17 protein-coding genes and 1 riboswitch are annotated in these 15680 nt (G+C 61.8%); of the genes, 6 read left to right on the top strand and 11 right to left on the bottom strand.

From position 1 onward, the window contains the following. Positions 1–31: 31 nt before the first annotated feature. From rpsH to yqeB, 6 genes are all read right to left on the bottom strand, one after another. Positions 32–430, bottom strand: a complete 399-nt coding sequence (rpsH, locus tag AAAX73_RS02610) for a 30S ribosomal protein S8 (RefSeq protein ID WP_006235262.1) — start codon at positions 428–430, stop codon at positions 32–34. Positions 431–549: 119 nt separating this feature from the next. After that, the gene (locus tag AAAX73_RS02605) at positions 550–735 is read right to left on the bottom strand and encodes a type Z 30S ribosomal protein S14 (RefSeq protein WP_022094280.1); all 186 of its coding nucleotides are present in this window, start codon (positions 733–735) and stop codon (positions 550–552) included. 81 nt (positions 736–816) lie between these two features. Then, positions 817–1374 carry a 50S ribosomal protein L5 gene (gene rplE / locus AAAX73_RS02600; RefSeq protein ID WP_006235260.1) on the bottom strand — a complete coding sequence of 186 codons (558 nt, stop codon included), beginning with the start codon at positions 1372–1374 and terminating at the stop codon, positions 817–819. Positions 1375–1682: 308 nt separating this feature from the next. Next, entirely contained in the window at positions 1683–2996 is a 1314-nt protein-coding gene (locus AAAX73_RS02595; RefSeq protein WP_195644097.1) for a solute carrier family 23 protein, read from the bottom strand. A gap of 127 nt (positions 2997–3123) precedes the next feature. Beyond that, positions 3124–4167, bottom strand: coding sequence for an XdhC family protein (locus AAAX73_RS02590; protein WP_349124931.1), 1044 nt, complete (start codon positions 4165–4167; stop codon positions 3124–3126). A gap of 9 nt (positions 4168–4176) precedes the next feature. Next, positions 4177–4971: a selenium-dependent molybdenum cofactor biosynthesis protein YqeB gene (yqeB, locus tag AAAX73_RS02585; RefSeq protein ID WP_349124930.1), complete on the bottom strand. Its 795-nt coding sequence runs from the start codon at positions 4969–4971 to the stop codon at positions 4177–4179. A 102-nt stretch (positions 4972–5073) separates the two neighbouring features. Here yqeB and yqeC point away from each other — a divergent pair, with 102 nt between their 5' ends. After that, positions 5074–5811 (top strand): selenium cofactor biosynthesis protein YqeC, encoded by a 738-nt coding sequence (gene yqeC / locus AAAX73_RS02580; protein ID WP_117758831.1) that lies wholly within the window; start codon positions 5074–5076, stop codon positions 5809–5811. 78 nt (positions 5812–5889) lie between these two features. Here yqeC and hydA read toward each other — a convergent pair whose 3' ends face one another. From hydA to dpaL, 5 genes are all read right to left on the bottom strand, one after another. Beyond that, positions 5890–7257 (bottom strand): dihydropyrimidinase, encoded by a 1368-nt coding sequence (gene hydA, locus AAAX73_RS02575; protein WP_117758830.1) that lies wholly within the window; start codon positions 7255–7257, stop codon positions 5890–5892. Positions 7258–7266: 9 nt separating this feature from the next. Beyond that, positions 7267–7881 (bottom strand): nucleotidyltransferase family protein, encoded by a 615-nt coding sequence (locus AAAX73_RS02570; RefSeq protein WP_158561624.1) that lies wholly within the window; start codon positions 7879–7881, stop codon positions 7267–7269. A gap of 150 nt (positions 7882–8031) precedes the next feature. Next, complete coding sequence (ygeW, locus tag AAAX73_RS02565) at positions 8032–9234, bottom strand: knotted carbamoyltransferase YgeW (RefSeq protein ID WP_349124929.1); 1203 nt, start codon at positions 9232–9234, stop codon at positions 8032–8034. A 201-nt stretch (positions 9235–9435) separates the two neighbouring features. Continuing rightward, positions 9436–10821 (bottom strand): YgeY family selenium metabolism-linked hydrolase, encoded by a 1386-nt coding sequence (locus tag AAAX73_RS02560; RefSeq protein WP_117861979.1) that lies wholly within the window; start codon positions 10819–10821, stop codon positions 9436–9438. A gap of 239 nt (positions 10822–11060) precedes the next feature. Further along, positions 11061–12275, bottom strand: a complete 1215-nt coding sequence (dpaL, locus tag AAAX73_RS02555; protein WP_055252227.1) for a diaminopropionate ammonia-lyase — start codon at positions 12273–12275, stop codon at positions 11061–11063. A 277-nt stretch (positions 12276–12552) separates the two neighbouring features. Here dpaL and AAAX73_RS02550 point away from each other — a divergent pair, with 277 nt between their 5' ends. The 5 genes from AAAX73_RS02550 to AAAX73_RS02530 all read left to right on the top strand — a co-directional run bounded on the left by AAAX73_RS02550 (position 12553) and on the right by AAAX73_RS02530 (position 15652). Then, a complete protein-coding gene (locus tag AAAX73_RS02550) occupies positions 12553–13206 on the top strand; it encodes a helix-turn-helix transcriptional regulator (protein ID WP_349124928.1) in 654 nt (217 codons plus the stop codon). A gap of 122 nt (positions 13207–13328) precedes the next feature. Beyond that, positions 13329–14318 (top strand): hypothetical protein, encoded by a 990-nt coding sequence (locus AAAX73_RS02545; RefSeq protein WP_349124927.1) that lies wholly within the window; start codon positions 13329–13331, stop codon positions 14316–14318. A gap of 264 nt (positions 14319–14582) precedes the next feature. After that, positions 14583–14673: riboswitch (SAM riboswitch) on the top strand. Between the two features lie 8 nt (positions 14674–14681). Next, positions 14682–15107 carry a hypothetical protein gene (locus AAAX73_RS02540; protein WP_349124926.1) on the top strand — a complete coding sequence of 142 codons (426 nt, stop codon included), beginning with the start codon at positions 14682–14684 and terminating at the stop codon, positions 15105–15107. Between the two features lie 180 nt (positions 15108–15287). Then, complete coding sequence (locus AAAX73_RS02535; RefSeq protein WP_349124925.1) at positions 15288–15500, top strand: YlcI/YnfO family protein; 213 nt, start codon at positions 15288–15290, stop codon at positions 15498–15500. Between the two features lie 2 nt (positions 15501–15502). Then, complete coding sequence (locus AAAX73_RS02530) at positions 15503–15652, top strand: hypothetical protein (protein WP_349124924.1); 150 nt, start codon at positions 15503–15505, stop codon at positions 15650–15652. The last annotated feature ends 28 nt before the right edge of the window (positions 15653–15680 follow it).

Below are 15680 nucleotides of genomic sequence, written 5' to 3'. Positions count from 1 at the left end.
TGATCTCCTTTCCTTCTACCTACCGAGCGAATTACCAGACGTAAGCGATGATCTCGCCGCCGACGTTGTGCTTGCGAGCATCGCGGTCGGTCATGACGCCATGGCTGGTGGAAATAATGGCGGTACCAAGGCCACCACGGACGCGGGGCATGTCGGCAACGCCGGTGTACTTACGCAGGCCCGGCTTGGAAATGCGGCGGATGCCGTTGATGACCTTAGCCTTCTTGGGACCATACTTAAGCGTGATGTGCAGAGTCTTCTGGGGAACGGTGTCCTCGACATCGTAGCCCTCGATGTAGCCCTCCTCGTGCAGAACACGAGCGATCTCGACGAGCTTCTTGCTGCTCGGCATGGAGACCGTGGCCTTGTTCACAGAGTTAGCGTTACGGATGCGCGTAAGCATATCTGCGATCGGGTCTGTAAGGTTCATACAGATTCTCCTTCGTTCTTGATGAACACGTGCTCTTGGTTCTTCGCCGCCCTTAACGGCAAAGCCTATTTAGCGCGTTTTCCCTGTTCCAAACGGATGCTTGAAACGCTGGTAGTGACTTACCAGCTGGCCTTCTTAACGCCGGGAAGCTCGCCCTTGAGTGCAAGCTCGCGGAAGCAGACACGGCACAGGCCGAACTTGCGGTACACAGAGTGCGGACGGCCGCAGCGCTGGCAGCGCGTGTACTCACGAGTAGAGAACTTCTGCTTGCGATTGCACTTGACGATCATCGATGTCTTAGCCACTTATATCCTCCTCACATAGAGTATTGTTCGCCCCCAAGCGCCGCCCCCTTTGTGGGAACGGCGCTTATAGGGCAGGTGAACCTATTTCTTGAACGGGAAACCGAAGGCGTCCAGAAGGGCCTTGGCCTCCTCATCGGTGTTGGCGGTGGTCACGAAAGTGATGTCCATACCACGCTGGTGATCGACGGAGTCGAAGTCAATCTCGGGGAAGATGAGCTGCTCGGTGACGCCCATGGAGAAGTTACCACGGCCGTCGAAGCTCTTGGCGGAGATGCCGCGGAAGTCGCGGATACGGGGGATCGCGACGGAGGTCAGACGATCGAAGAACTCCCACATACGGTCGCCACGCAGGGTAACCTTGCAGCCGATCGGCATACCAGCGCGCAGGCGGAAGGTAGCGATGGACTTGCGGGCACGGGTGATCATCGGCTGCTGGCCGGTGATGGCGCGCAGGTCGCGCACGGCACCGTCGATGGCCTTGGAATCGGTAGCGGCCTCGCCGACACCCATGTTCACAACGATCTTCTCAAACTTGGGGATCATCATGACGTTCTCGTACTGGAACTTGTCCTGAAGCTGCTGCTTGACCTCGTTGTTGTACTTGGTCTTCAGACGCGGCACATACTTCTCTTCTGCCATTGTTCACTCCTTCTTGGGGTTTTAAGCACGGGGCGTGGCCACGATGGGTTGTCCTCGTGCCTCCTGGCTGCATCCGCGCCGCTCATGGCATTTACGCGGTTTGGACTCGACGCAGCAGGAGCCGACAAAACAATCGGTACTATACGCGCATCGGGAGCGTATTTCCAGAAAAACCTCGTCTGCCTGCACAACTCCACAACTCCCCCGCACAAATTGGTCTCAACAAGCAGTTGCGGTGAAATAGGGACTGTTTGGCGGCCTAACAGGCTTAAACAATCCGTATTTCAACGCAACTCATATATGAGGCGTTATTTTTGGCGAGGCAGGACCAGGTTGAGGACGACGGCAACAAGTGCGGCGACGGCAATGGAGGATCCGCCAAAGACGGTGCCGACCCATGCGGGGAATCCAGCGCCAGCAAGCGCGCCGGCCGTGCGCTCAATGCCCGTGCCAAAGGCGATAGAGAGACCCATGAGCGTGGTATCGCGCTGAGACAGGCCGTGACGGGCAAACATGACAACGCCGTTCATGCCGATGGTCGCGAACACGCCGATCGTGGCGCCGCCGATTACCGGCTGCGGAATGGACGTGAGCACTGCCGCACACTTGGGCAGCAGACCCGCGATGAGCAAGATGGCGGCGGCAAGCGTAAAGACCATACGGTTGACGACCTTGTTCTCGGCGATAATGCCCACGTTCTGGCCAAAGGTTGCCGTGGGGACGCCGCCAAAAAAGCCCGACAGCATACCGACCAGGCCGTTGGCGATCAGGCCACCCGAGATCTGGCTATCGGTCGCAGGGGTATCGAGCGCAGCGGACGAGACAGCGGCAAACTCACCCATAACCTGCACGGCGTTGACAATGGCGACGACGCCCACGACGGCGCACGCGGCCGGGTCGAACACCAGGCGATGGGCGCCCAGGGCCGGCGGGGCGAACCAGCTGGCAGTCGCGATGGCCGAGAAATCGACCATGCCCAACACCGCAGCCAAAACAAAGCCCGCGCAGATACCAGCCAGGATGCTGCCCAGCCTAAGCGCGCCCTTGCCGTAGTTGCCGGCCATAAAGGTAACGACGAACGTCACGAGTGCGACGGCCCAGTTGGTGACACTGCCAAAATCGGCCGCGCCCTCCCCGCCCGCCATGGAGGCAACTGCCACTGGGCATAGCGACAGGCCAATGACAAAGATAACGGTGCCAAGCACCGGAGCCGGGAACAGAAAACTCACGCGCCTAAACAGTAGGCCGAATAGCACGACGAGCGCGCCGCCGATTACCTGGGCGCCCAGCACGGCCTCAAAGCCAAGCTCAAGACCGACTGCCTTGAGCGCCGGCACGAAGGTAAAGCTCGCACCCATCACAATGGGCAGGCCCGAACCGACGACGCCTTTTATGGGGAACTGTTGAAGGAAAATGTCGAGCGCCGAGAGGACGAGCGACGCCTGGATGACGGCGGCCTCCTCTTGAGGGGTAAAGCCACAGACCGACGCGATGATGATGGCGGGCGTGACGATACCCGCGAATGCCGCCAGCACATGCTGCAGTGCATGGGGCAATACCTGCACAAAAGATACTTTTCCCGTACGCTCGAACAGGGCATCCCCTGCTGCCGACTCTGCCATTTGCGCCTCCCATACCCTAGGCAGCGGCCCCATGCCGCTCAACGGTCGGACATTATAGGGCATATGGCACAGGTAGCATTTTGACCCGCATGCGGCAGAGGGCTGGGGCAGCTCATTTGGGATGCGACTAGCGCTTGCGGGGGACGAGTTTGGTGCGACGCAGGTGGATCATCTCGGCGGCGATGGAGATGGCGATCTCCTCGGGGTCCTCGGCCTCGATGGCAACGCCGATCGGCAGGTGCAGCCCGTCGATCTGGTCCTGCGTAAAGCCCTCCTGCTCCAGGCGGGCGCGCACAAAGGCCGTCTTACGGCGCGAACCCAAGCAGCCCAGATAGGCTGGCTTGGCGCGCATGGCCTGAATCACCACGTCGATATCGGACTTGTGACCCGCCGTGGCGACGACCACTAGGTCACGCGGGCCGATGGGGCACTGCTTGCTCAGGCTCTTGTAGTCGACCAGACGACGGTCGTAGACACCGGGCACCCATTCGGGGGTCAGTGTGCCGGGGCGGTCGTCGCAAGCCACAACGGCAAAGCCCGCCGCCGTGAGCACCCGCGCCGTCGCAGCACCCACGTGGCCGCAGCCAAAGATATAGGTCAGGCCCTCGGGGCAGAGCGTCTCGATGTGCGCCGCGGGAATCTCGGAGGCCGCGTTGGTGTAGGTGACCTTACTCCCCTCCTCCACCAGCGAAAGCTCGGGGCAGCCCATTATGGTGCGGCGCGACTCCTCGCCATGGTACTTGGCCACATCGCCCTCGAGCGCGCTCGCGATAAACGGCTCAAAGTCGATGACGAAGTCGCCGATGCGTCGATACGCCAAGACGTCGGCAATCGACTGGAACAACGGCGCCTGCGATACATCCAGGTGCAGATAGCACAGGCAGATGGCTCCGCCGCAGATCATGCCGGTATCGGAGTTCTCGCCGCCCATGGTGTAGCGGACCAGACGCGATTGCCCTGCGCCCAGCAGCTCGCGCGCCTCGTCCAGCGCAAAGAGCTCAATCTTGCCGCCGCCGATGGTGCCCGCTTGGCTGCCATCGGCAAAGACGGCCATCCAGGCGCCCACGCCGCGCGGCGATGACCCCGCCGTGCCGGCCACGACCACGAGCTCGCACGTCTCGCCAGCACGCAGGGCGGCAAGCGCCGCATTCACCACATCGAGCTTTTCCATTGCCGCCTTCTATCCTCTAAAGACATCGGTGAGCATAGCGAGTGCCTCGAGCACGCCGCCGCCGACCGACGTCGCCTTGTCCGAAATATAGTTGATATAGCTGGCATCGCCGCGCGGATCGACGTCGGCGCATTTAAAGCCCTCAGTCACCTGCACGCCGTTCGCCAAAAGCCCGCGCAGACAGCCATCGATCTGCGTGACCATGGGAGTATCACCCGCATACCCGATCACGTCTCCGGCGCTCACGATGTCGCCGATGGTGCGGTCGGACCGAAACATGCCGGCGGCGGGGCTGTGGATAACGCGCTCCTTGCCATAGCCGGCGATCATGCCCGGCACGCCCGTGTTGGGCTGGGGCGAACCTTGGGTAATGACACGGCCGAGAAAATGCCCGCGCATGGTCTCGACCACGGCGTCGCAGTCAACCGGCGCGGTAAAGCCCGGCCCCACGGCGATGACGGCAGGCGCCATGTCGCGCGTGGTGCCCAAGTTGCGCTTAGCCAAAATCGCGTCGACCACAGCCACGGGTTTCAACTCGCCGAGCATCTTGGCCTGGGGGTCCACTACAACGGCGACGTCTCCAGCCTCGGTAATCGCAAGCGCCTCAGCCGGCGTCTGTGCCAAGCGAGCGCGAATGCCTTCGACCTCGACCTCGCCCAGGCGAATGGCCTCGCAAAAACAGATTGTGCGACGGATGCACGTGGGAACCGCGATATCGGCCATAACGACCGACACGCCGGAGCGCACCAAGCGAGCGGCGACGCCCGTGGCGATATCGCCGGCGCCGCGAACATAAACGAGCATTCCCGGGGCACCTCCCTGTGCTACGGTTTGAGCAGAGCAAAAGCGGTTCGACCGCTACTCTGATGATTATTTATTATCACAGTATTATACGGCGGTGAACAGATGGAAACGGTTAGCGGCAATCTTGTCTCGGCGCTCAGGATCGAGCCAGGCATTACCGCGATTATCGGCAGCGGCGGCAAGTCGACGTTGCTGAAGACGCTGGGTCTTGAGCTCATGCGCGCTGGCGGCCGCGTGCTCCTCTGCACCACCACGCATATGTTTCCCGTCGCCGGCGTGCCATGGGACGGGTCGAATCGTCGCCTGGACGCCGCGCCTTGGAAGCCGGGCGCCGCGCATGTCCCCGGTTGCACCTGCGAGGCCTGCACGGGCCTTGTGCACGGAAGCATCTGCCAGGCAGGCGTCTTGGACCCGGAGACAGGCAAGCTCTCCGCCCCCGCCGAGCCGCTCGGCGAGCTGGCACGGCGCTTTAACTATGTGTTGGCCGAGGCAGATGGCAGCAAGCGACTCCCGCTCAAGGCGCATGCCGCCTGGGAGCCGGTAATTCCCGCCGCCACGGCAAACGTTGTCTGGGTCGTCGGCGCCTCGGGGCTGGGCAAGCCCGTCGCCGAGGTTGTCCACCGCCCCGAGCTCTTCTGCGAGCGCTGCGGCTGCGAGCCTACCGACATCGCCACGCCCGAGCGCGTCGCCCAGGTGCTCAATGCCGAGATGCAGGCGCTGGGACTCAGCACCGCACGCGTCATGCTCAACCAAGCCGACACGCTTGCCGACCCAACAATGGCAGATCGCTTCGAGGCAGCCCTCAACCGCCCCCTCATCGCCACCAGCCTCCAGGGGTAGCAAATTTGGGACGGGGCTCTTTTTGCTACCCCGTCCCAAAAATCATCTCCCAAATTAGCTACCCCGGCGGTCTTCCCGTTAGCGGGGCACGTAGCGGCCGGGTTGGGCTCCGGTGGGCTCGCCGTCGCGTGCCGCCAGCACGCCGTTCACAAACACGGCCTTGGCGCGGCCATGCGCCTCAAAGCCCTCGAGCGGCGTGTAGTCCACGGCCTGATGCTGCGTCGCGGCGCTGATCGTCCAACGCGCGCACGGATCCCACACGCACACGTCGGCATCGGCGCCCTCGGCAAGACAGCCCTTGCGCGGATACATGCCAAAAACGCGCGCCGGATTCTCGCTCATCAAGCGGCACAGATCCTCGGGACCCAGCTGTCCCTCAAAGCTCGTGGCAATCGCAACGGGACGATGCTCCACGCCGGGCCCGCCGTTGGGAATCGCGCGGAAATCATCGCGTCCTCGGTCCTTTTGCCCGTGCAGGTTAAAGCTGCAATGATCGGTCGCAATAGTATCGATCTCGCCAGCCACAAGCGCCTCGCGCAGCGCGGCACGGTCACCGGCATGGCGCAGCGGCGGGCTCATCACATACTTGGCGCCCGCAAAGCCGTCCTCTCCCTGTTCAAGGTAGCAGGTGTCGTCGAGCATCAGATACTGAGGGCAGGTCTCGACATAGATGTTCTTCTGCCCGTGCGCTTTGGCAGCGCGAATGGCCTCGAGCCCCAGCTTGGTCGAAAGGTGCACCACGTTGACCGGAGCGTCCCCGGCCAAGTGCGCCAGATACAGCAGGCGGCTCACGGCCTCGGCCTCACACACGTCCGGACGGCTGAGCGCATGGCCCTCGGGCCCGTGGATACCCTGCTCAAACACGCGCTTCTGCAGCGCGTTGACCAACGTGCCGTTCTCGCAATGCACGCACAGGATACCGCCCACGCGCTTGAGCTCCTCCAGCACCTCGAGCGTCTCGGCATCGTCCAGGCGCAGATGGTCGTAGGCAAAGTAGGTCTTAAACGACGACACGCCCGCCTCGCGCATGGCCGAAAGATCGGCGCGGTTGCGCTCATTCCACTCGGCAAGCGCCATATGGAAGGCATAGTTGGCGGTGCAGGTGCCGTCGGCGCGATGATGCCACTCGACCAAGGCATCGGGCATGGTCACGCCGCGATCGGCCGTCGCGTAGTCCACAATGGTCGTCGTGCCGCCGCAGGCAGCCGCGCGCGTGCCGGTCTCAAAGCTATCGGCTGTCCAATCCATGCCGGTCCAGCACTGCATGTGCGTGTGCCCATCGATAAAGCCCGGGAACACCCAGCAGCCCGCGGCATCCTCGACAGTATCGCCCTCGGCCGGCTCAATCGCCGCGGCGATCCGCACGATCTTATCGCCATCCATGGCAAGATCGGCGCGACGAAGCCCCTGGGGCGTCACGAGCGCGCCGTTTTTGATGATGATCATAATTGCTCCTTATTGATTGATGCAGTTGGCCACGCGATCAAAATACGAGCAGGCGGCGATATGCTCCGTTATGCGTCGCTGTCCCTTGACGGTATCGACGTCCCACAGTTCGTAAGCACGCGCATCAACCAGCACCACGTCGATACGGTCCTTGAGGATCGAGCCGCCACCGTCCTTGCCCTCAAGACACATAAGTGCATCGAACAGTTCCGCCGGAAAGAGCACCGGGCTCGAAGGCTCACCGTTGCACGCAAGACGCACCGGATACTTGCGGCCACGCTCATCAAACGCGCGAACCATGGCCTCAAAAGAATCCGAACTCACGAGCGGCTGGTCGCCCGGCAAAAAGAGGCAACCCTTCCAGCCGCGGCTCGCCCCCCACGAAAGGCCCGCACGGACGCTTTCGCTCCTGAGCTTGCCATCGTGCAGCACGCACGGGCAATGCTTGTCCTCGCAAATCTGGGCGACCTCGGGCCAACGCGTCGAAACCACGACGTCAAAGCCCCGGGGAACCGAATCGATAGTCCGGGCAATCAGCGGCTTGCCATAGATATCGGCAAGCATCTTGTTAGAGCCAAACCGCTTGCCCTCGCCCGAAGCCATAATGACGCAACCGAGTTTCATGGCGATACCTCCCCTGAAACCATCGTACCCATAACTCGCGTCGCGGGGCATCTACATCGAAAGCGCTTATCCCGCACGCCCACGATGCAAAAAGGGGCACCCCGCCGGTTGGCAGAGCGCCCCCTTTACATGGCTTACCTCAGCGCGGCTTTAGGCCTGGAACCAACGGGCGGTGTTGCGCTCGTCGAGGGCCTTGAGGGTAGCGGCGGGATCGGCAACCTTCTGCAGGAACATCATGGCTGCGATGGCGTACGGCTTGTAGCTGGCCTCCTTGTACATGCCCACACGGTGCATGTCGAAGACGTCGGCGTTGACCTCGCCGTGCTCGCAGGAGACACCGGAGATGTCGGCGGGCAGCGGATGCATAAAGATGGTGTCCTGGCCGTTGGCGGTCTTCTCCATGAGCTCGGTCGTGGAGCACCAATCCTGATGCGTAGCGTTCTGGGCGAGCAGCTCCTTCTCGAGCGCTGCGATGCCGGCGTCGTCGCCCTCGGCGTACAGGTTGGTGCGCTTCTCCATGGCGGCAAACGGAGCCCAGCTCTTGGGGATCACGATGTCGGCGCCCTCGAAGGCCTCGGCCATGGTGTTGACCTGCTTAAAGGTGGTGCCGGACTCGGCGGCATAGCCGCGGGCGCGCTCAACGACCTCGGGCATGAGGTCGTAGCCCTCGGGGTGAGCCAGGGTGACGTCCATGCCAAAGCGGGGCAGCAGGCTGATCAGCGACTGCGGGCAGGACAGCGGCTTGCCGTAAGAGGGCGAATAGGCCCAGGTGACGGCAACCTTCTTGCCCTTGAGGTTCTCAAGGCCGCCAAACTCGTTGATGAGGTAGAGCATGTCGGCAGAGGACTGCGTGGGGTGGTCGGAGTCGGACTGCAGGGAGATGAGCGTGGGACGGTGATCCAGAACGCCGTCCTCGTAAGCCTGCTGGACAGACTCGGAGACCTCGGCCATGTAGGCGTCGCCCTTGCCGATGTACATGTCGTCGCGGATGCCGATGACGTCGGCCATGAAGGAGATCATGGTAGCGGTCTCGCGGACGGTCTCGCCGTGAGCGATCTGGGACTTCTTCTCGTCCAGGTCCTGCAGCTCAAGGCCGAGCAGGTTGGCGGCCTTAGAGAAGGAGAAACGCGTACGGGTGGAGTTGTCGCGGAATAGGGAGACGGCCAGACCCGAGTCGAAGATCTTGGGAGAGACGTTGTTCTCGCGCAGCTGGCGCAGGGCGTCGGCGACGATGTAGAGCGCCTTGAGCTCATCGGTGGTCTTATCCCAGGTGTGCAGGAAGTCGCTGCCGTACATACCCTTAAAATCGAGGCCGTTCAGCTGCTCGACGAGCTCGGTAAACTTGGCGTCCATGGAAATGTCCTTTCTAAAGATGAAACGATCGCAATGAGTAGATGCGCTCCGGCATGCGCGTGTGGCTAGAACATGCAGAGCGCTATGACGAGGACCCGCTACCGTCGAGGAAGCATGGGAGATAACGACCGCGGGCCCCAAGTCGACAGGGGGTGCCGGGGACGCGAGCGGCCCCCGGCTCAACAAAATCGAGGAATGGGACTAATCGATCTTGTTGTTGGTCAGACCGGCGCGGAACACGGTGGCGTCGCCATCGGCCTGGCTCGGATCGTAGAGGTTCAGGGCAGCCACATACATGGCGGCAGCGGTGACCAGGTCGTCCTTGTAGGTGACCTCGTTGGGAGCGTGAGCCTGAGACTCGGCACCCGGGCCAAAGCCCACGCAGGGGATGCCGTAGCGGCCCTGGATGGAGACGCAGTTCGTGGAGAAGGTCCACTTGTCGCACAGCGGACGACCGGTGCGCTTGTCCATGCTGGGCTCGCAGCCGATGCGCTCGTCACCAAACATGGCCTTGTGAGCGTCGACGAGGGCCTTGACGTGCGGAGCAGTCTCCTTGTTGATCCACGTGGGGAAGTAAGCCTCGGTCTCGTAGACCTCGCCGGTCCAGGACGGACGGTCGTACATGTACATGGAGACCTTCACGTCGTCGCCGTACTTCTTGGCGGCCGGCAGGTTACGAATCTCGTCCAGGCAGGACTCCCAGGTCTCACCGGCGGTCATGCGACGGTCGATGGAGATGGCGCAGGAGTCAGCGACAGCGCAGCGGCTGGGGCTGGTGTAGAAGATCTGGCTGACGGTGCAGGTGCCGCGGCCCAGGAAGCGGGCGTCCTCGAAGTGCTCGGGGTTGTACTTGGGGTCGAGCATCTTGACGAGACCCTTGATGTCGGTCGACTCGTCGCAGCCGTTGTTGTTGAGGGCGCGGACGTCGGCGATGATGTCGGCCATCTTGTAGATGGCGTTGTCGCCGCGGTCGGGAGCGGAGCCGTGGCAGGAGGTGCCGTGAACGTCGACACGGATCTCCATGCGGCCGCGGTGACCGCGATAGATGCCGCCGTCGGTGGGCTCGGTGGAAATGACGAACTCGGGCTTAATGCCGTCCTTGTTGTAAATGTACTGCCAGCACATGCCGTCGCAGTCCTCTTCCTGGACGGTGCCGACGACCATGATCTTGTAGCCCTCGGGGATAAGGCCCATGTCCTTCATCATCTTGGCAGCGTAGGTAGCAGAAGCCATGCCGCCCTCCTGGTCGGAGCCGCCGCGGCCGTAGATGATCTCGTCGGTCTCGTAGCCCTCATAGGGATCGGCATCCCAGTTCTCGATGTTGCCGATGCCGACGGTGTCGATGTGGGAGTCGATGGCGATGATCTTGTCGCCCTCGCCCATAAAGCCCATGACGTTGCCCAGGCCGTCGACCTTGACCTCGTCATAGCCAAGGTTCTCCATCTCGGCCTTGATGCAGGCGACAACCTCGCCCTCCTCGCAGGACTCAGAGGGGTGGGAGATCATAGCGCGCAGGAAGCGAGTCATATCAGCACGGTGAGACTCGGCAGCGTTTTTAATTGCCTCGAAATCGAGTTCCTTAGTCATAACAGTTAACCTTTCTACAAGGGTTTACCTACAGGTAGATTTCTTTCAGATAGATCACTTGTGCCAAGCAGCGTGAGGTCGAGTACCCGGCAATCAAGTAAACGTAGGGCGGCGGAGCATATGTTTGCTCCGTCGCGAGTTCCGCACGAGCCGGAGAGCACTTAATGTGCTCTCCGTGCGAGCAGGACTGTTCGAGCAGGGAGCAAACATATGCTCCGCCGCCCGGACAGGTCATCCTGCTAGCAGGTCGGATACTCGCCCTCCCAGACGATGCGACGGTACTGATCCGGATCGGTGTCGCCCTCGGTGGAGAAGCAGAGCACAGAGCTCGTCTTGTCCAGGCCGATGAGCTCCTTGAGCTCGGCGTACTCGGGATCAAGCATGAGGGTCTCGACCAGGCCGGTGGTCACAGCGCCGGACTCGCCGGAGATGACGCGCGGGTCGCCCTTCTCGGGAGCGCCCAGGGTGCGCATGCCGCGAGCGGTGACCCAGTCGGGGCAGGACACGAAGGCGGTGGTGTGGTTGCGCAGGATATCCCAGCCCAGGATGTTGGGCTCGCCGCAGCACAGGCCGGCCATGATGGAGGGCATGTCGCCGTCCACGATGCGCGGATCGCCGTCGCCGGCGGCAGCACCCTTGTACAGGCAGGCGGCCGGAGCGCACTCGACCACAACGAAGGTGGGCGGGTTATCGGGATACAGGTTGGTGAAGTAGCCCACCACGGCGCCGGCCAGCGAGCCCACGCCAGCCTGGACAAAGACGTGCGTCGGGCGGTTGATGGCCATCTCGCGCAGCTGCTCGGCAGCCTCGGAAGCCATGGTGCCGTAGCCCTCCATGATCCAAGACGGGATCTTCTCGTAGCCCTCCCAGGCAGTGTCCTGAACGATGACGCCGCGCTCGCAGGCATCGGCCTCGGCGGCGGCCATGCGCACGCACTCGTCGTAGTTGACCTCTTCGATGGTCACCGTGGCACCCTCGGCGGCAATGTTATCGAAGCGGGGCTTGGTGGAACCCTTGGGCATGTGCACGACGGCCTTCTGGCCCAGCTTGTTGGCAGCCCACGCCACGCCGCGGCCATGGTTGCCGTCGGTGGCGGTAAAGAAGGTGGCCTGGCCAAAGTCCTTGGCAAGCTGATCGGAGGTCAGGTAATCGAAGGTGCACTCGGCAACGTCCTTGCCGGTCTCGTCGGCAATGTAGTTGGCCATGGCAAACGAACCGCCCAGAACCTTAAAAGCGTTGAGGCCAAAGCGATAGCTCTCGTCCTTAACGCACAGGTTGGACAGGCCCAGGCGCGCGGCCTGGCCGTCCAGGCGGGCAAGCGGAGTGACGGTGTACTGGGGGAACGACTGGTGGAAGGCACGGGCCTTCTTCACGTGGTCGAGGCTCATGATTCCCAAGTGCTTGTCATCGCTCTTGGGCATCGTGTTGCCCGCCCACTGGATCTTATCGGCCATACGGTGAACTCCTTAAGTCCTCTCTTGCCGGCCCCCGCATACGCGTTTCAGCCCATTCCCATTCCTGCGACTGAACTTTTATGTGGATGCCAAACAAAAAGTTTGTTAGCACTGTTCTATCACACTTTTTGATTGGAAAACCTAACAAATTGTTTGTTGCCGTAATCGGTACCTTTTTCCCGCCGAACGGTCAGATAACGCAGCGACGCTTTCGTTATTTGCGAACAAGTGGGGTTTATGGCAAAGTGAGCCCAAACTAATTTTTAGGAAGGCACCCATGACCCCCGCACAGATTGAGTTTTACAAGCGCCTCGCACACGGTCTGGCGCTCCAATTTGGTCCCAACTGCGAAGTCGTCGTCCACGATCTGGAGACCGAGGATGTGGACCACTCCATCGTAGTGATCGAAAACGGCCACGTCAGCGGGCGCAAACTGGGTGACGGCCCCAGCCATATTGTGCTTGAGTCCATGCACGAGGGCACCGCCGACGTGCACGACCGCGAGCCATACCTCACCAAAACCGCCGATGGCAAGCTGCTCAAGTCCTCGACCATCTTTATCCGCAACGACGAGGGCAAGCCCGTCGGCATTTTGGGCATTAACTTTGACATTACGCTCATGAAGGCTTTTGAGCGCTCGCTCGATGCCTTTACCGGCATCGGCGGCACGGGCTACACCGAGCCCGAGCCCATTACCAAAAACATCGGCGACCTGCTCGAAGACCTGCTGCGCGAGTGCGAACAGTTTGTGGGCAAGCCCGCGGCGCTCATGACCAAAGACGAGCGCATCCGCGCCATTGGCTACCTCGACCGTCGCGGCGCCTTCCTCATCTCCAAGTCGAGCGAACGCGCCTGCGAGTTCTTTGGCATCTCCAAATACAGCTTCTATAGTTACCTCAACGAGGCAAAGGCTGCCGCCGGCGACAAATAGTCAGCGCGCCTGCGCCCCTCCCCTTTTGGGCGCGAGTTCTGGAATGCGCGAATCCGAGAGTCGGCCGCAAGGCAAGTTCCATATAATCGATGAATGCGAGCATTTCGAAAGGATGGGACAAAATGGGGTCGAGCAACGCATCACGCAACGGCTGCGGAGGCTTCGCTTCTGCCGCCAGGCATGCGAAACGCGCGTTTGACGAGGGCGAAGACGATCTGTTTGCGTTGAGCCTCGACGACGTGATGAGCGACCGCCCTTGGACCGCCGATGAGCTCATGGGCGGCGGGGTTCGCCCGGCAGGCCCAAAGCCTACGTCGGCCGCTGCTCCCGCTCCGGCCACTACGCCTGCGCCAGCATCCGTGCCCGCAGATGACTTTGCCACCCGCCCCACCAGCGATCCGTCCGAGACGGCGGCGTTCCTTGCCGCGGCGGCACAGCGCCATGCGCCCAGCAGCACACCCGCGTATGCCACCCCGCAGCAGCCGACACACGCGGCTCCCGAACCCCAGCCCGAGCCCGAACTCGAGCCGCCCGTTATGGATCTGGACGACCTCGCCAACCGCCAGTTTGCCTTCGATTCCTGGGCCGCGGCCGACTTGGACGAGACCTCGGCCGGCATGCCGGCGCTCGATATTCCGGTCAACCCGCTGTTTGCAGCTGCCGAGGAGCGCGACTCCGATTACAACGAAACAACAGCGCACGATGACCGCTTTGATGCCGCGCCCCGCGCCTCCCGCATTGAGACCGAGAGCTACGGATCCGCATCGAGCGCATGCGATAACGGCCCGCTTGCCAACGCGTCCGCTCCTGAGCACAACAAGGCTGGCGTAAAGGCCGCATCGGCATCGTCGTATACCCGCGGCACCGACGACGAGCGCTTTGCCGACTTCTACACCGAGGAAGAGCCGCCGCACTTCTCTGAGTTTCCCCAAGCGGCAAAGATCGTCTTTATCGCGATTATCGTGGCCCTACTCGGCGTGATCGCATTTGAGGGATTCCAGCTATTCCGCAGCCCCACCGCGTCCGAATCGGCAACGCAGCAAAAAGAGGACGACAACCAGTACCTGGACATCAACACCCTCAAGGGCGACCCCAACGACGGAGACGAGTAGCGGGGGCTGGGGCGGCTGAAGCGTCCATATGTAGCACCAGCTTCTACGTGCTGTTTTGTCATCCGGTTACACTTTTCCGGATGTTGAGACCGTCGGATTCGACACTTTTCCGTACTTTTGAGGTGCCGATTTCGACACTTATCCGAATACAGGTCGAATATTCGCCACGCAATCAAGCAGCGCTTGCACGTCATTTCGCAGGCGGCGCTTGGTTTCTGTCCGCGTGCGCTGATAGACCCCATCGTGCCCGCAAGTGGCGGGCGCGTTTTATCCAGAGTCGGGGTAGAGAGTTGGCTCCACGATCCCGACGCCAACCGGCCAAGAGGCACGGTGGCCCTGCCAACATCGATGAAAGGAGTCCGTATGGACAATTTCTCTGTGCGCAGTGAGCGCAACTTCCACAACCTGGCAGCCAAGCCAAAACGAATGCATCTTCTCGACGAGCCGAGCAGCTATGCCTCGGCCATGGTCAAGAGCAGCCTCTCCCACCAGATGCGCTTTACCGTGCAGATGCTCGAGGAAGAGCTCTGCGCTGCCGGCAATCCGCACGTACTGCAGATCAAGCTGCTCGGAGACGACTCGCGTGAGCCGTCCAGCTGGAAGCTCTTTGCCGACGGCACGTGCGTTGCGGATGGATCCGGCGCCTTTGCACGCGAGTGCTTCTACGAGGGAGCCGAGGTATTCCTGGACCTGTGCCGCGAGGCCGTACGCGCGGCCGAGCTGCGCCAGTGGAGCCAAAGGGAGTACGAGCTGCTGAGTGCCGCGCGCGGGATTGTGGGGGAGGTGTAGACGAAAGCACCCGCCACGCGAGACCGCGACAGCGTTGTTGGCAGGATTGTCCCTGCCTGACTCTTTGATTCCACGGCTGACCATATTGCCGTTCACCCGTTCGCCTCAACAGTCGCCAGCAATGCAACGCTATAATTCTGTAAACGCATTTGTATTGCATTTCGAGTGACGGGAGCACAGATGCCTGATAACTACAAGGAACTCATTAAGAGCAGCCCTGACGAAACTGAGATCAGGAGCTTCCTGGTGAACGGTAATCAAGTCTCCGTGACCCTGCGCATCCCCGACACCCTGCGTGACGCCGCGAAGGAAGAGGCGGCTCTCCGGGGCATGAGCTTCTCCGCCTTCGTGCGCACGTGCATGATCGAAGAGCTCGCGAAGAAGGGGGCGTGAGCATGATCCGGGTCAAGACTCTCACCGTCCAGCTCATAGACGCGCAGCCGGACCGCATCCGCATCTGTCGCATCGACGGCGAGTCGCTTGTGACCGTCGTCGTTCCGAGGGAAGACCTCGCCGGGGCGAAGTCGCTACCGAACATCCCGTAGCGCGGCGTCTACTACCTGCTCGACGAGG

Origin of the sequence: Collinsella sp. CLA-ER-H9, from assembly GCF_040092295.1 — a bacterium.
Taxonomy (GTDB): Bacteria; Actinomycetota; Coriobacteriia; order Coriobacteriales; family Coriobacteriaceae; genus Collinsella.
This window is presented reverse-complemented; position numbering and strand designations above follow the sequence as displayed.

What these genes read in the sequence shown, in the direction of transcription:
- rpsH (WP_006235262.1), bottom strand. Translation starts at nt 430, where the DNA reads ATGAACCTTACAGACCCGATCGCAGATATGCTTACGCGCATCCGTAAC.
- rplE (WP_006235260.1), bottom strand. Translation starts at nt 1,374, where the DNA reads ATGGCAGAAGAGAAGTATGTGCCGCGTCTGAAGACCAAGTACAACAAC.
- AAAX73_RS02595 (WP_195644097.1), bottom strand. Translation starts at nt 2,996, where the DNA reads ATGGCAGAGTCGGCAGCAGGGGATGCCCTGTTCGAGCGTACGGGAAAA.
- AAAX73_RS02590 (WP_349124931.1), bottom strand. Translation starts at nt 4,167, where the DNA reads ATGGAAAAGCTCGATGTGGTGAATGCGGCGCTTGCCGCCCTGCGTGCT.
- yqeB (WP_349124930.1), bottom strand. Translation starts at nt 4,971, where the DNA reads ATGCTCGTTTATGTTCGCGGCGCCGGCGATATCGCCACGGGCGTCGCC.
- yqeC (WP_117758831.1), top strand. Translation starts at nt 5,074, where the DNA reads ATGGAAACGGTTAGCGGCAATCTTGTCTCGGCGCTCAGGATCGAGCCA.
- hydA (WP_117758830.1), bottom strand. Translation starts at nt 7,257, where the DNA reads ATGATCATCATCAAAAACGGCGCGCTCGTGACGCCCCAGGGGCTTCGT.
- AAAX73_RS02570 (WP_158561624.1), bottom strand. Translation starts at nt 7,881, where the DNA reads ATGAAACTCGGTTGCGTCATTATGGCTTCGGGCGAGGGCAAGCGGTTT.
- ygeW (WP_349124929.1), bottom strand. Translation starts at nt 9,234, where the DNA reads ATGGACGCCAAGTTTACCGAGCTCGTCGAGCAGCTGAACGGCCTCGAT.
- AAAX73_RS02560 (WP_117861979.1), bottom strand. Translation starts at nt 10,821, where the DNA reads ATGACTAAGGAACTCGATTTCGAGGCAATTAAAAACGCTGCCGAGTCT.
- dpaL (WP_055252227.1), bottom strand. Translation starts at nt 12,275, where the DNA reads ATGGCCGATAAGATCCAGTGGGCGGGCAACACGATGCCCAAGAGCGAT.
- AAAX73_RS02550 (WP_349124928.1), top strand. Translation starts at nt 12,553, where the DNA reads ATGACCCCCGCACAGATTGAGTTTTACAAGCGCCTCGCACACGGTCTG.
- AAAX73_RS02545 (WP_349124927.1), top strand. Translation starts at nt 13,329, where the DNA reads ATGGGGTCGAGCAACGCATCACGCAACGGCTGCGGAGGCTTCGCTTCT.
- AAAX73_RS02540 (WP_349124926.1), top strand. Translation starts at nt 14,682, where the DNA reads ATGGACAATTTCTCTGTGCGCAGTGAGCGCAACTTCCACAACCTGGCA.
- AAAX73_RS02535 (WP_349124925.1), top strand. Translation starts at nt 15,288, where the DNA reads ATGCCTGATAACTACAAGGAACTCATTAAGAGCAGCCCTGACGAAACT.
- AAAX73_RS02530 (WP_349124924.1), top strand. Translation starts at nt 15,503, where the DNA reads ATGATCCGGGTCAAGACTCTCACCGTCCAGCTCATAGACGCGCAGCCG.